The 14,897-nt window shown below is 44.6% G+C and carries 12 protein-coding genes; 4 read left to right on the forward strand and 8 right to left on the reverse strand.

The genetic code is table 11. The features are described 5' to 3' along the window. A partial coding sequence (ppk1, locus tag QZ942_RS13195; protein WP_366836536.1) for a polyphosphate kinase 1 occupies nucleotides 1–2,074 on the forward strand: 2,074 nt, incomplete at its 5' end. A 149-nt stretch (nucleotides 2,075–2,223) separates the two neighbouring features. After that, nucleotides 2,224–3,438 (forward strand): hypothetical protein, encoded by a 1,215-nt coding sequence (locus QZ942_RS13200; protein ID WP_292996372.1) that lies wholly within the window; start codon nucleotides 2,224–2,226, stop codon nucleotides 3,436–3,438. Between the two features lie 64 nt (nucleotides 3,439–3,502). Here the strand turns inward: QZ942_RS13200 and ppx are convergent, their stop codons facing one another. Then, the gene (gene ppx / locus QZ942_RS13205) at nucleotides 3,503–4,999 is read right to left on the reverse strand and encodes an exopolyphosphatase (protein WP_292996375.1); all 1,497 of its coding nucleotides are present in this window, start codon (nucleotides 4,997–4,999) and stop codon (nucleotides 3,503–3,505) included. Between the two features lie 45 nt (nucleotides 5,000–5,044). Here ppx and sixA point away from each other — a divergent pair, with 45 nt between their 5' ends. Further along, nucleotides 5,045–5,569 (forward strand): phosphohistidine phosphatase SixA, encoded by a 525-nt coding sequence (gene sixA, locus QZ942_RS13210; protein WP_292996378.1) that lies wholly within the window; start codon nucleotides 5,045–5,047, stop codon nucleotides 5,567–5,569. 120 nt (nucleotides 5,570–5,689) lie between these two features. On the opposite strand, the gene QZ942_RS13215 is transcribed toward sixA, so the two are convergent. Then, nucleotides 5,690–6,106, reverse strand: coding sequence for a helix-hairpin-helix domain-containing protein (locus tag QZ942_RS13215; protein ID WP_292996380.1), 417 nt, complete (start codon nucleotides 6,104–6,106; stop codon nucleotides 5,690–5,692). A 691-nt stretch (nucleotides 6,107–6,797) separates the two neighbouring features. Between QZ942_RS13215 and QZ942_RS13220 the strand changes: the two genes are divergently transcribed. Further along, nucleotides 6,798–7,187, forward strand: coding sequence for a hypothetical protein (locus tag QZ942_RS13220; RefSeq protein ID WP_292996382.1), 390 nt, complete (start codon nucleotides 6,798–6,800; stop codon nucleotides 7,185–7,187). A 124-nt stretch (nucleotides 7,188–7,311) separates the two neighbouring features. Here QZ942_RS13220 and QZ942_RS13225 read toward each other — a convergent pair whose 3' ends face one another. From QZ942_RS13225 to QZ942_RS13250, 6 genes are all read right to left on the reverse strand, one after another. Next, nucleotides 7,312–8,655 carry a porin gene (locus QZ942_RS13225; protein WP_292996385.1) on the reverse strand — a complete coding sequence of 448 codons (1,344 nt, stop codon included), beginning with the start codon at nucleotides 8,653–8,655 and terminating at the stop codon, nucleotides 7,312–7,314. Between the two features lie 227 nt (nucleotides 8,656–8,882). Then, a complete protein-coding gene (locus QZ942_RS13230) occupies nucleotides 8,883–9,365 on the reverse strand; it encodes a hypothetical protein (RefSeq protein ID WP_292996387.1) in 483 nt (160 codons plus the stop codon). Between the two features lie 159 nt (nucleotides 9,366–9,524). Then, complete coding sequence (locus tag QZ942_RS13235) at nucleotides 9,525–10,181, reverse strand: response regulator transcription factor (protein WP_292996389.1); 657 nt, start codon at nucleotides 10,179–10,181, stop codon at nucleotides 9,525–9,527. Beyond that, complete coding sequence (locus QZ942_RS13240) at nucleotides 10,181–12,259, reverse strand: ATP-binding protein (protein ID WP_292996392.1); 2,079 nt, start codon at nucleotides 12,257–12,259, stop codon at nucleotides 10,181–10,183. The genes QZ942_RS13235 and QZ942_RS13240 overlap by 1 nt, the downstream gene beginning before the upstream one ends. Nucleotides 12,260–12,591: 332 nt before the next feature. Then, nucleotides 12,592–12,951: a YajD family HNH nuclease gene (locus QZ942_RS13245; RefSeq protein ID WP_292996395.1), complete on the reverse strand. Its 360-nt coding sequence runs from the start codon at nucleotides 12,949–12,951 to the stop codon at nucleotides 12,592–12,594. 54 nt (nucleotides 12,952–13,005) lie between these two features. After that, a complete protein-coding gene (locus tag QZ942_RS13250; RefSeq protein WP_292996397.1) occupies nucleotides 13,006–14,835 on the reverse strand; it encodes a long-chain fatty acid--CoA ligase in 1,830 nt (609 codons plus the stop codon). Nucleotides 14,836–14,897: the final 62 nt, after the last annotated feature.

A 14,897-nucleotide genomic window follows, 5' to 3' on the forward strand; every position in this document is an offset into this window, starting at 1 on the left:
GGATACCATTGACCTCAAAAATCCTACGCTTTATATCAATCGCGAGCTGAGTCTGCTGGAATTCAACCGGCGCGTCATCGAACAAGCCAAGGATGAAAGCTTGCCGCTGCTGGAAAGACTGCGTTTTCTATGCATTGCCAGCACCAATTTGGATGAGTTTTTCGAAATCCGCGTCGCTGGTTTGAAACAACAAGTTAAATACAGCTCTGTGCAAACAGGGGCAGACAATCTGTCGCCGGCGGAAGTACTGGCACGTGTCAGTGAAACAGCGCATTTGTTTGTGGAAGAGCAATACAGCGTATGGAATGACCTGATCATACCCGCACTGGCCAAGGATAAAATACGATTGCTGCGCCGCACGCATTGGAAACCCTTGCTCAGCCGCTGGGTGCATCGCTACTTTAAGGATGAAGTATTGCCTGTGCTCAGCCCGATTGGTTTGGATCCTGCGCATCCTTTTCCCAAGGTTCTGAACAAAAATCTCTATTTCATTATATCGCTGGAGGGAAAAGACGCCTTTGGACGAGACTCAGGGCTGGCCATTGTACAGGCGCCGCGTTCACTGCCCAGGATTGTCCAAATTCCGGCAAAATATAGTGGCGGGAGCCATGATTTTGTCATGCTGTCCTCGATCATTCACGCGCATGTGAGTGATCTGTTTCCCGGTATGAATGCAACCGGTTGCTACCAATTCAAAGTAACTCGCGATAGCGATTTATTTATCGACGATGAGGAAATTGACGATCTGCTGCGCGCCCTTGAAGGTGAGTTGCCTTCGCGGCGATTCAGTGATGCCGTGCGCCTGGAAGTTGCAGACAATTGCCCGGACAATCTCAGCAGTTTTTTGTTACAAAAATTCGGATTACAACCAAGCGATCTGTATCAGGTCGCAGGGCCTGTTAATCTGGGACGCTTGCTCGCGATTTGTGATCTGGTTGATCGTCCTGAATTAAAATTTGCCGGATTCACACCGGACATACCCAAGCGATTGCTCAAAAATACCAATATTTTTGATGCGTTGCACAATGGCGACATCTTGCTGCACCATCCGTTTCAATCGTTTGCGCCAATTATCGACTTTCTGCGGCAAGCTGCCGCCGATCCTAGTGTGCTATCCATCAAACAGACGCTTTATCGTACCGGTGTCGATTCGGCAGTCGTCGAAATATTAAAAATTGCAGCGCGTGCCGGCAAGGAAGTCACTGTGGTGATTGAGCTGCGAGCACGATTCGACGAAGAAGCCAATATTGAACTGGCCAGTGAATTACAGCAGGCTGGGGCGCATGTAGTATATGGCGTGGTGAATTATAAAACCCATGCCAAAATGATTTTGGTGGTCAGACGGGAAGGCCGTACCTTGCGCCGCTATGTCCACTTGGGAACGGGTAATTATCATGCGCGAACCGCGCGTTTATATACCGACTACGGTCTGCTGACTTGCGACAAAGCGATCGGAGAAGATGTCAACAAGATGTTTCATCAACTCACCGGCCTGGGCCGGGCAGGTAAATTGAAAAAGCTTTTACAGTCACCTTTCACGCTGCACAAAGGCGTACTCAACTATATCGAAAAAGAAATCAGCGCTGTGAATGCAGGAAATAAAGGCTGGATTATTGCCAAAATGAATGCACTGGTTGATCCCGAAATCATCGCCGCACTGTATAAGGCTTCGCAGGCCGGCGTCAAAATCGATCTGATCATCCGCGGCGTGTGCTGCTTGCGTCCCGGAATTAAAGGTATTTCGGAGAATATTAATGTGCGTTCCATCGTCGGCCGCTTTCTGGAACACACCCGCGTTTATTATTTTCATAACGGCGGTGAAGAATTGGTATTTTGTTCCAGTGCTGACTGGATGACGCGCAATTTACATTACCGGGTGGAAGTGTGTTTCCCAATCGAAGAAAAACGCACCAGTGACACCGTGATTAAATATGGATTATTAAGTTATCTCTCGGACAACACGCAGGCCTGGTCACTACAAAGCGATGGTTCGTATAAACGTTTAAAACCCGGAGCTTCTAAACCCCGTTCGGCACAACAACTGCTATTGGAGCATTATTGCGATTTGTCTTAATTGACCATAAATGCGCTTCTGTAATCTTTAGGAAGACCCATGAATACAATGAAAAATTGATAATCATCAACTGATAATTGCTTTTCGCAATAATATTGCGACTACTCTAGATCGGCATTGAGTATTAATTTTAAAATCGGAGATTAAAAATGAAAATAGCTTTGAGTTTTCTCTTCATAATCTTATGTTTTTCATCAACAGTTGTTAAGGCTCAAGGAGATTCTGTTAATTCTCCAATTATCGAAAAAGTTTATACACTAGGACCAGAAAACAAAGAAAATCACATTCTATCGATCAACGATACGCTTGTACTAGAGGTCACAAATCTTCAATTTCTAATAGAAAAAGCTACCGAACAATGTGTAAAACAACCTCAGTCCCCTAACTGCAAAAAGAAAATCAATCTTTATTTGAATGGCAAGAAGATTGCAGAACGTGACCCTGTCCCGTCAGGTAAGAAAGAAGGCACGATTGAATTTGACCTTAAATACAATTCAACTGACCCTGATCTGAAGAAAAATTGGGCCAGTCTACTGGGTGCACCTCCATTCATGAGCGAAAAGTTCTTTCAGAGACCTGTTCAAATTGCCATTGGATTGGCAGATGGCACTAATTGGTATTCCTATAATGACCCAAATAAGATAGTCATGCTCGAGCAGGTCAATAAGATTAAATTCTGGATTTTCGTTGTGCTTCTGGTACTCATTTTTCTTAGTTTTTTGTTCATTCCACCTATCAAAAAATCAATAAGAGAAGCCTTATCCGATATAGGTCCGGCACCGGCATCTGGTTTCAAACCGTGGAGCTTGGCTCGTTGTCAAATGGCTTTTTGGTTCGTGCTCGTAACAGTCTCGTTCCTATCAATTTGGATAACCACTGGCGCGTTGGATACTATTTCTGGCGGTGTACTTACTTTAACTGGTATCGGATCCTTTGCCGCCTTGGGCTCCACTATGATTGATGCACCCGTCGGCTCACAATCCAAACTATATGAACTCGTTGAAAAGAAGAAAAAAATGGAGCAAGAAATTGCTGAGCTTAGCAGCGGAGAACTCACCGAAGAGAAAAAGAAATATCTCAATGACTTAACAATAGATCTTGGTTCGACTAATCAGCAGATTTCTAGAATGGAACCAGTTGTCCATACCAGTCAAGGTCTCTTAAAAGACATATTAAATGATCAGGAAGGCGGCACAGCATTCCACCGTGTTCAGATCGTGGTGTGGACTTTGATTCTAGGTATTATTTTTATTTATTCTGTCTGGCAAACTTTATCAATGCCCGAATTCAACGAAAATTTGCTTATGCTACAGGGACTAAGTGCTGGCACTTACTTAGGATTCAAAATACCTGAGAAAAAATGATGAGATCCCTTTTAAAGGATTATTTGCAAATCATAAGAATAAATAACTTGACGATAAAATGAGGTTAATTAAAAGTCAATTTAATATCCGCAACCTGGAGAAAGCCTTGCTCAGTACTCAAATCAACAAGTGTTAAAGGATGTTTATCCAGCCAATCCGGCGGAAAATCCAAATTAATTCTGTTTTTGTTCACATTAATACGTATTTTTGGAAGATTGCTATTGGATCGGCTTCTGTGCAGAACGACAGCCAATCTCAGCAAAATACAGAGCCGCATAATAGAAACTCTTCTAGATGGGGTTATGGGCTCGAATTCTTCCAGTGGAAACTTTCTGCGATGACTTCGAACCAGCATCGCCAGCTTGATTTGCTCCTGGCGGGAAAAACCTGCCAGATCCGAGTTCGCTGTTAAATAGGCACCATGCCGGTGATACTGGTTATGCGCGACAGATAGGCCGATCTCGTGAATGAGCGCCCCCCACACTAATAATTTCAGGTCCATTTTCTCATCCAGTTCCCAGTCGGTTCTGACCTGATGAAAAAAGTTCTCAGCCGTCTCCTTAACCCGATCCGCCTGCTCCATATCAACACTGTATCTTTGCGCGACAACCGTAATGGTTTTGTCTCTGATATCCTCATTATGTACCCGGCCAATCAGGTCATACAACAAGCCTTCGCGCAGCGCACCTTCCGATATATTCATTTTATCCAGATTCAGAGCTTCAAAAACCCCGCACAATATCGCCACACCACTGGCAAACACAGGTTTTCTGCGCTCGGACAAACCTTCGAAGTTGATCAGTGCGCTGTCGCCAATAGCAATGAGTGATTCGATAAGCCGCGTCAGTGCTGAGGCTGTGATACCTGTATCACACCAGCCTTGCGCTTGTACCACATCCCGGATAGTCATAATGGTTCCGGAAGATCCCAGCGCATGGTCCCACCCCATTTTCTTATAGGTCGTTTCGATCGATTCCAGCTCCTGCATCGCAAACAAAACTGCCTTACGCATTTTCTTGGCTTTTATCTTGCCATCCTCGAAAAATCGCTGCTGCACATTGACGCATCCCATATACAAGCTATCGGTATAGTACGTATCAAACCCGCAGCCAATGATTACTTCCGTACTGCCCCCGCCGATATCAACAACCAGACGCTTATTGACTTCATCGTATAAGCTGTGCGCAACCCCGGAGTAGATAAGCCTGGCCTCCTCGCGCCCCGCTATGATTTCAATCGGATGACCCAGTGCATTATAGGCTTGCGATAAAAAATCCCCGCCATTTCGTGCCTGACGCAGTGTATTGGTTCCCACAGCACGAACATTCATGTGAGGAATATCCCGGATGCGCTGTCCAAATCGCTGCAAGCACTCAAGCGCCTGCTGCATGGATTCTTCCGATAACTCCTGCTTGTTATTTAATCCTGCGGCCAGCCTGACCATCTCTTTCATACGATCGATGATTTGTAGTCGGCCGTCTACCAAATTAGCAACAATCATATGAAAACTGTTTGAGCCTAAATCGACAGCGGCGTAGGATTCATCCATGTTTGGTGTCATAGAAATGATAATATGTGGATCAACGAAGGAATTTCATAACGATTCATGCAAGAACATCAGCTGATCATCATGCGGCATGCAAAATCAGACTGGTCTGAAGAAGACAGATCTGATTTTGATCGGCCTTTGACAGCGCGCGGGAGAAAAGCAGCAAAACTCATGAGTAAATGGTTAAAGCAGAAGCAATATCGCATAGACCGAATCATTTGTTCACCTGCATTGCGCGCAAAACAAACCTGCCAATTGGTATCAAAGGAACTGGGCATACCCCAGAATAGTATTCTTTTGGAAACCGGAATTTATGAGGCATCATTGAATAACTTGCGCTCCCTTGTCAGTCAACACAGCGAAGGAATTCATACGTTACTAATCATTGGTCATAATCCAGGACTTGATCAATTACTCTGTTATCTATCCAAAGACCCGCCGCCTGTCAGCAGCTCCGGCAAACTTCTGACTACCGCCGCAGTCGCCATACTAAATTACGGCAATGCCGCCATTACGGCAAATCCGCTTCAGGCGCAGTTGCAATACTTGGTCAGACCCAACGATTTATCAAAATTCCAATAAGCTTTTAGAAAAAAACTTATTTGCCTGAATCACAAAAATAAAAAAGACTAAAAACTTAGTAAGTATTTATTTTTAATTACTTATCTTCTCATCATTCCATCAGAGTACTTGTTTTAGCTATCACTTATTTTTATCTTTCTTTTTATCTTTCTTTTTGTTCTTACCCTTCTTTTTTTTATCTTTTTTTTCTTCTTTCTTGTCGTCCTTTTTATTCTTTTTCTTGTCCTTGTCCTTCACTTCATCTGCCTCAACCTGATTCACAGGCGGCTTAGCCGCAATCTTCTTACTCGCAACTTTTTTAATGGTTGTCTGCACCTTGTTGGCTGGCGCGCTTAATTCCTTAGTCACCTTACTCCGCAAACAATCCGCTGCTGCTTTCTTGACTGCACGTGCGCGTATATCACCCTTCATGCCCGGTATTTTCTGCAGTTCTGCCAGACTGATCGAAGCCAGTGCCTCGACTGTTTTTATTTTGTGTTCAATTAGCAGTTTGACTGTGGTGGGACCGATTCCAGGTACATCAGTTAATTTAACCATGACCAGATTCCTGTTTGCTTGAAAAGCTCATTATATCCGTCTGTCAATTTAATACAACGCATTACAGATCCGTCTTGGTTTTATCAACACGCCAGATCTATATCCTAATGGAAATTTAATATCATTGAGGCGGCCAAATACTCTAACAGGCCGTTGAAAAACTATCTACGTTGCCGCTGCGGTGTTAAAAACAGGCTCAAAATGCTCATTTATTAAGCATAAACTGCGCTTTTTCGCCTGTTTTTGCCTTGCATCGGCTGCCTCGAATACGTTTTTCAACGGCCTGCTAAAGTGTCTGGACAGAAAATCATTCGCTGTAATACGATACTTGGCATCTAAGTCAATGACGAGATCAGTCCTAGTTCAGGCTACATTCGTATTTACGCATTCTCGAAGTGGCACAAATGATTGCGGATTGACCCGATGTTGAGAAAATCAGATCGGCACATGTCAGTAACAATACAGTATCTCAGGATAGATTTCTTTGAACCCATATTGAACACCGAAATTGCTGGCAAAACCATTCCGATGATCTGCGAGGCACGCCCACAATCCGTTCATCTAATATCATGTAATAACAACAATCTAATGGATTCCCTTAGCCAAAAACCAGAGTTTCCCCAATAGTCATTCAGTGTTGCCTTCGTTAAGATGGCAACACTGAGTTTTTTATTTTATGAAGGAAATTACAATGAAAGCACTGAAATTAAAAGTTATCGCTTCTCTGCTGCTTGGTTTTTCTGCGGCATCAGTACTCGCCGAAGCGCCTGCAGTTCCCAGCAGTATTAATCCAAACAATCATGCAGCAGTGGCAAATTATTATGAAAGTTTGGCAAAAACAGTATCTGAGAAATTGGAAGCTTCTCAGCACGAACTGGACGAATATGAAGCACATCCTTATACCTATGGCAGACAAGGTCAGGATCTTAATTCGCATCTGCATGCCAATATTCGTGAATATAAGAAGGAGTTAGCTGAGGATTTGGAGCAAGTGGAATTGCACAAGAAAATGTCAGCGACAGAGCAAGACAGACAATTCAATAAAGCGAAAATTAAGTCAGATGAATCAGCAGTACAGTAATACCCTGTCATTTTGATGATGCCCTTGTAGTCTAAGTCTTTATTATTGCTATTCTTTGATACCTCCAGTTTTGGCTGGAGGTTTTTTTGATGATACGCTCTGTTGTCACAGACACAGAATAGAATTAGAACGGTAACAAGAAATCAAGAGAAAACAGAATTTGATCTTTATGATCAGCAAATGGTCGATAGGCTGCCGAACGGTAAGCATCCACTCTGTCGTAACGAATATTTGAACGTATACTCAGCTTCTGTAAGAATTTTTCTTTGAGTTTTAAGGATCTCGCCGCCTTCCAATTTAATCCCACCGTTACATCATAATAATCAGCCGGCGTGATGGTTACGTTGCTGAGACTCCCTGCATAACTCACTGCCGTTCCATTCACCCTATTGGTGGCTGCGGCAATCCGGAAAGGTGATGGATTCCGGAAGCCATCCTGGTCGCGATACCATTCGGCGCGTGCACCAATTGATACATTATCGGTCAAATCATAGTATAAATGTGCTATAACGCTGATCCACTCGGCATTTTGCGTGACATTGGAGTACTTCAGATTATTCAGCAACACGTCTCCGGCATAGCCATAGACATGATGAAGAACCAAAAGAGTTTTGGGGGTTATCCTGTGTTGCAAGACCATGTTGTAAAAAGCCCAGGTTTCATCACTACGTGTGGAAGTCTTGCCGTAGGTTCCGGATAAGTGGAATGAGGTTGCCTGGTTGTCACTGCTCCAGGTGAAACCGGCAATTCCAGCCCAGTTACCCAATTGTTTATCCCACCCCCCATCCCAGCCCCCATTGGCGCTACCGGTAATCGGGCCTCCTAAGATTAGCCAGTTCTTGTTGACAGTGTAATTTGCCAGCATGCCTGTATGCGTGAACGGTTCTCCGACATTCAATGTGTATGCACGGGTATAAAAAAAATTGTCCGGTGCAGGAACCGTCTCAAAACCGGTCGGAGTATAGAAATGCCCCAATTTGACATTGAGGCCATTGCCAACGGGAACGTAAGTTTCCAGGTAGGCTTGTGGCAGCGCGATTCCATAGGTTCGTGAGGAGTCGCAACATAGATTCAGATCCCAATTGCTTCTCTTGAAAGGTTCTCCGGAGTTGACGTCAAAAGTTGGAACACCAAATGCTTGCGTAAAAATAGCATCTGTTCCAAACATGAAATCAAATCGCCCGCCAAAATCCCATACTTTTCCTTCTGATGCAACAGAGCGCCGCACAAACAGATTAAGTTGATTCAATTGGAATCGATTCGCCTGGTCAGCAAAAATGACCGGGCCATTAAAACCATTTGCCTGGCTAGGATTGAGGGTTGCTCCACCGTGAATCCAGCCGCCTAATTCTATTCTGCTATCCTTCACAAACTCTTTGAGCTTAGTAACCTGACTTGCAATGGGACAAGCAGTGAGAAATAGAGCACTGCTCGTTATGACACATAACAATCTTGATTTGAACTTCATTCTATGAATGCGAGTACGAGCTTAACCTTGTTTGCTGCAATCTCGACACTGAATCCTCAGTTTCTCGACGCGCAGATGATTGGCAGTCCATAGGAGTTTTGGGGTTCTTGGAATTGGCAGAAAGTTCTCAGAAGATACTGGGCCGTGGGCGATTGGCACGTCCACATCCCAACACCTTCTGGTAACCGGTCAGTCATGTTATGGCAGAGAAAAAGCGGTCATTCACTTTACTGAGCCTTGATCAGCGATTCGTTCAGATCACCGGAATCCGAACTCATTTTTGCTTTTATTTGATTGCTATCTGATTGAACGCTTGATTCGGCCGACTTTGCATCCTCACGATTTAGTAATTCCGCGGCTACCTGTCGATGGAAACCAGCGTGTTTTTTGGCATCTTTTGTAGCCTGCTCGTAATAACGGATGTTGGCGACAGTGTGAGACTGGAAATCCTGTCCTCCCCTGCCATAGTAATAGCTATGATCTTCATAATTTTTCAGCAATCCTTTCATTTCCATCAGTTTGGTTGCCGTTTCCTTGGCTAAATTGTCATAATAATCGACCAGTCTGTTATGTTCGGCGTATGTTTTTGCATTTTTTGCCACACTTTGATGCTCAATATCCGACACGTTCATCTGACTGAGCTGTGCGCAAGCAACCAGTAGTGAAAGCATCGGTAAAATTGCCAAGTATCTATTTAATTTTATGTTCATGATCGTAGTAACTCCAAGTCATATGACATTGGTGCCATATTATCGAAGTCACTGCTTCATTGGCTATTGGGGAAACTATTGTTTTTTGCTAAGGGAAACTATTATGGAAGATCTGATTAAGTGATGGCGAGGTGATGAAAGCGCAAGCTTGACAAGCTGTTAATGCTCCTCAGAAATCCAGCGTGTTGCATAGCGTATTAAGTCAGCGCCATCTTTCAAGTTTAATTTAACTCGGATATTGAAACGGTGGGTTTCAATCGTTTTGATACTGCGGCAAAGTAAGTTGGCTATTTCTTGACTGCTGTGTCCCTGTCCGATCAAATGCAATACTTCAAACTCGCTAGGCGTGAGCTTGTTAATTAATTGTTCCGGTTCTGAACCGCCTGTTGCAATTCGTTTCAACAATTTTCCCTGCATCGCACTACTTAAATAAATGTTGCCTTTGAGTACTTCCCGTATTGCAGCAAGTAATATTTCACCAGATTCTTGTTTCATCACATAACCGAGCGCGCCCGCACGTAGAGCACGTTCAGCATAAACGGATTCATCATGCATGGACAGAAACAGGGTAGGAAGAGCGGGAATCAAGGCGTGTATACTTTTTATGACTTCGAAACCAGATACGGTTTTAAGTGTGACATCTAATAATACAATATCGACAGGGGTATTTTTCTTGAGTATGGCCAATGCCTCAGCACCATCGCCTGCTTCGGCGACCACTTCCATGTCCGATTCCAGGTTGATCATCATCGCTATGCCGTGCCGTAACATGGCATGATCATCGACCAACATTACTTTTGCTTTTTCTGTTGACATCAGATCAACTGTTTTTCCAGGAGAATTTCTGTGCCGCCCCCATGGCGCGCCAGAAATTCCAGTTTAGCGCCGAGTTGTTTTGCGCGATATTGCATGATTCTTAGCCCCATTCCTGCAGAAGCAGGTGCGTCAATACTTCCCGAGAAACCCCTGCCATCATCGCAAATCGATAAGCTTAGCGTTATATTTTGCAAGGTGAGGGTGATAGTTATGCGCTGAGCCTTCCCATGGCGAATTGCGTTATTGATCGCTTCCTGCGTTATTCGATATAAATTTAATGCGAGATTATTGTCATTAATGACAATGTCCTTATCGCATTGTAAATGGCAAATAATATCGTAAGTGGATGCGACTCTTTCAGTTAATGTTTTCAATGCAAATACTAAGCCATTGGCTTCGAGCTCAAAAGGCAGTAATCCTTGCGCGAGCTGCTTGATCTGAATCACTGAAATTTGCGCCTGCGAGGCAATAGAGGCTGCTACTAATGCCATGTTTTTATCGCCAGTAGAATAAATTTTCTTTTCCAGCGCCCTGGCCTGATAACCGATAGCAGCTATTTGCTGACCGACATTGTCGTGGAGCTCTTGTCCGATCGTGTGGGCTTGGTCCTCTGCAACCGAGATTAGTGCCTGCTCCAAACGCTTACGCTCCAGCCAACTCTCGAGATCATTCGCTATGGCACTGATAAGTCGCTGCTCCTCCAACAAAATAAATGGCTTATTGGCAGGATAGAATATGCGCAATTGACCACAAACCTTGCCATTGACACTGATTTCCGCTCTGCACGTACAACCGGGATCTCTTTCGACTCGCCACTGTTGTGCATGCGATCTGTCGGTAATTCTGGTTTTTGATAGCACCTGATGCGCCAAACTCGGATCAGATTTGCCCGAAGTAAAGCACCAGCCATCCAGTTCGATAACAGCCGTAGCCATTTCCGGGTATTGAACGGCGGGTATCAAATATTTAAAAATAATCTGGCACATCGTATCCATCGATAATTCCAACCCAATATTGCGGCGAATTTCATACAGGCACGTAATCTCTTTTAACCGTTCGCGCAGTTCGATTTCCTTAAGACTTAATTCGATGGAAAACTGCTCAGCCCTGTCTTTGGCAATGTACGCCTCCTGCTCCGATTTGATCAGTTTTCGCACGAACCAATTCAGTAACAATATTTCCGCAGCAATCAACCCCGCGATATAAAGAATGATTTTCTTCAATTCCTCTTTGACGGATTTGAACAGTTCCTCTTCATCCAATTTGAGAATCATGCCGAGGCCGATTGCCTTCAATGGCGCATAAGCCTCGATGACAGGCACTTGACGGTAATCTTGTGCTGCGATGACACCGCTTTTTCCATCGAACGCATAGCTGATCGGTGATATGCCGCCATTTACCATGCGTTCCATGTATCTGAATTTTATTCCATCAATCTGGCTAATCAGGCAAGCCATATCGCGGGCATCATGTGCGGGTGGTGCACATAGAATAAACTCCCCGGTTTCGCCGATCGATCGTATTTCACTGAGTCTGCGAGTTAATTGCGGCAATGTGGTTTCTGTTGTGATGCTGCCGATACGCTGCTTGTTGCTATCCAGGACATCGGTGCTGGTACGTAGAATAAATTGCTGATCCCATATCAAGGAAGTCTGAGAATATTTATACAGTGGCAAGGATTGCCCTTTACTGTTAGAGAAATTACCCACTTGGGCAAGCACCTTACCTTGCAAATCATACACAATTGCGGCATAAAAACCGACATCCGGCAATGAATTGACATTGCGCATCAGATTATGCATTGCATGTTTATCCTCGGGTTCGGCATTGAGTTCCTGCATGGATTGAATCAGGAATGGACGCAGAGCAAGTGCATGTGTATCTGCGACACTTTTTTCAACCTGGCTTTCAATAAGCAATGCTTTGCCCTGTAAAGCAACACCCAAGCCTCTACCGAGCACAGACTCAATCTGATGCTGCATGGCATTATAGACAGCGACACCTGCCGTCAACGTCAACCCTAGCAATAGTAAGCCACCAATAATACTGATCTTGCGATCATCACGTGTCAGAAACAAACTGCTCTCCTTGATTGAGTCATGACATTATAGCTTATGGGAAAATAGCGATGGGGTTAAGCAGAGGCTGGCCGTCGTTATGAAAGCGCTGCGAATGCAGTGATTTCAAACAATTTCCTAACTCAACCTGTATTTATTGAGAGAAGGCCATCGCTTGAGAAGACATGCGCCACAAGGTCTATGGCCTCGGCATTAACAGATTGTTGAAAAACGTATTCTAGGCAACCGATGCAAAGCAAAAACAGGTAAAAAACGCAGTTTATGCTTGATAAATGAGAATTTCTAGCCTGTTTCTAACACCGGAACGTATTATTAACCATGCGCTTTTTTCACTACGATTTATTCTTTAACCGATCTTTAAGATTGGCAAACGGACTAAACGTAGCAACTGTTTCAGCTCCTCCGCTATCAACGCGCCCCATGGAATCTTTAAGCTTGGAGTGTTCATTTTCGTGGCAGTAGGTACAAAGCAGTTCCCAATTACTGCCATCGGGCGGATTGTCATCATGATTACTGTTCTTGTGATGCACTTCCAGCAACTGCAGGTTTTTGTGATCAAACGTGCGCGCACAACGGCCACACACCCAGGGAAACAATTTAAGTGCCTGCTCCCGGTATCCTTTGGCACGTTTCTCTGCATTCAAGCGTGCTTCCAGAACCACTTTATCCAACTTACTGGTGTCTTTTGCCATCGATTTGCTTCCTCCACAGCGAGGGTTAAGTTAAATGATAGTTTTCCAACAAAGTTAGTGCCCCGTATAAAGTTTATCGACTTCCGCCTTATATTTCTCCAGCACCTTCGCTCGCTTTAACTTCAAAGTGGGCGTCAACAAACCGTTTTCAATACTCCAGGGCTCCGGAATGACTGCAATACGGCGTATTTTGGCATAGCCAGGAAACTCGCTCGTTTGGTGCGCGACTTTGTTTAATAAAATTTCCTCAGCTTGTTGTCTTTGTTGTTCATTATCAAGATTGCCATCCAGACCATATTGTGTCATGAAATCTTGCTGCCGGGCCGGATTCAAAACAACCAGAACACTTAAATAGGAACGCGCTTCACCGATTAACATCACTTGATCAAAAAGCGGATCACGCATAATGGCTGCTTCCATATCGGCCGGTGGTACTTTCTCACCGTTAGACAATACAATAATTTCTTTCAGACGCCCGGTAATGGTTACATGGCCCTGCTCATCAATCGAAGCAATATCACCGGAATTAAGCCAGCCATCCGAGGAAATAATTGCTTTCGTTGCTTCCGGATTATTCCAATACCCCAGCATGACATTAGGTCCACGGATCAGTAATGCATTATCCTCTCCCAACTTGACTTCGACGCCGGGGATAGGCAAACCCACACTGGCTGGCACATTATCTTTTAGCCGATTGGCACAAGCTACCGGACTGCTTTCAGTCATACCGTATCCTTGCAGAATGGGTAATCCCAGACCGATGAAAATCCGCGAAACTTCAGCCGATAACGCAGCCCCGCCGCTCATCACAAATCGTAACCGCCCACCCAACTTACCCATCACTTTATCCGCTACCAGTTTTTCTAATAGTGGCCACAACACATGTGACAGTCGTTGGTATCCCCTTCCCTGCTGACATTCAAAACGACTATATCCCACGTCTACCGCAAAATTAAATAACCAGCGCGCAAAACCGGAGCCTTCGGCAAGTTTTGCACGGATGCCCGCATACACTCTTTCATAGATACGTGGCACCGAGATCAACAATGTCGGCCGAATTGTCAGCAGATCTTCTTGTAATTGCTGGATTGAGCGTGCATAGGCAATCGTGGCGCCGGCCATCATCGGTACATAGTAACCTGCTGTGCGCTCAAAAGTGTGTGATAAAGGCAGGAAAGAAAGTAACAGATCATCGGGCAATACCGGTATGACTTGCAAACAGCCCGAAGCGTTAGTCAATATATTGTGGTGACTCAGCATGACCCCTTTGGGGCGGCCTGACGTGCCGGATGTATAAATGATGGTGGCAAGAGCCTGCGGATCATTATTGATATGCTTGACTTCACCCGCAAGGGCTGGCAGCCAATCTCTGGCTGACACAACGCGGACGTTATCACAGGTATCTACGCTGTCTGGTTCAAAAGGGCGCAGCATAACGATCCGCTGCAATCCCTCTATCTGATTGTGTATGCTAAGAAATTGCTGCCATTGATGTGAGTTCTCCAGCAACAACAATTTAACATTGGCATCATTGATAATATAAGCCGCATTCTCAACACGATCATCGGTGTATAAAGGAATTACCACCAGCCCAAGACCCAGTGCCGCCTGCTCGAACATGACCCATTCCGGGCAATTCCTCATCATCACCGCTACCCGATCGCCAGGAACCAGTGATTCTTTTACCAGCGCAGCCTGCCAACGGGCAACGAATTGATTGATCTGCTCCCACGTGTAATCGCTCCATTGCTCGCTAATCGGATTGAAATAGCGATAAGCTTCCTTTTGCGGCGAACGTTGTACGCGCTCTTTAAAAAGACCATCCAGTGTTTTTGCAATTTCCACTGGAATGACACTCGCCATTCGGTCTTGCTCAATTTGCATAGCTTTCCCTTTTACTTCAGTCAAAGATTCCAACGATGAATTATTAGGAATGTGTCATTCCG

This window comes from Nitrosomonas sp. (genome assembly GCF_021731985.1).
In the GTDB taxonomy this organism is placed as follows: Bacteria; Pseudomonadota; Gammaproteobacteria; order Burkholderiales; family Nitrosomonadaceae; genus Nitrosomonas.

Bases quoted from the DNA above. Each gene is read 5' to 3' on its own strand.
- QZ942_RS13200 (WP_292996372.1), top strand. From the start codon at position 2,224: ATGAAAATAGCTTTGAGTTTTCTCTTCATAATCTTATGTTTTTCATCA.
- ppx (WP_292996375.1), bottom strand. From the start codon at position 4,999: ATGACACCAAACATGGATGAATCCTACGCCGCTGTCGATTTAGGCTCA.
- sixA (WP_292996378.1), top strand. From the start codon at position 5,045: ATGCAAGAACATCAGCTGATCATCATGCGGCATGCAAAATCAGACTGG.
- QZ942_RS13215 (WP_292996380.1), bottom strand. From the start codon at position 6,106: ATGGTTAAATTAACTGATGTACCTGGAATCGGTCCCACCACAGTCAAA.
- QZ942_RS13220 (WP_292996382.1), top strand. From the start codon at position 6,798: ATGAAAGCACTGAAATTAAAAGTTATCGCTTCTCTGCTGCTTGGTTTT.
- QZ942_RS13225 (WP_292996385.1), bottom strand. From the start codon at position 8,655: ATGAAGTTCAAATCAAGATTGTTATGTGTCATAACGAGCAGTGCTCTA.
- QZ942_RS13230 (WP_292996387.1), bottom strand. From the start codon at position 9,365: ATGAACATAAAATTAAATAGATACTTGGCAATTTTACCGATGCTTTCA.
- QZ942_RS13235 (WP_292996389.1), bottom strand. From the start codon at position 10,181: ATGTCAACAGAAAAAGCAAAAGTAATGTTGGTCGATGATCATGCCATG.
- QZ942_RS13245 (WP_292996395.1), bottom strand. From the start codon at position 12,951: ATGGCAAAAGACACCAGTAAGTTGGATAAAGTGGTTCTGGAAGCACGC.
- QZ942_RS13250 (WP_292996397.1), bottom strand. From the start codon at position 14,835: ATGCAAATTGAGCAAGACCGAATGGCGAGTGTCATTCCAGTGGAAATT.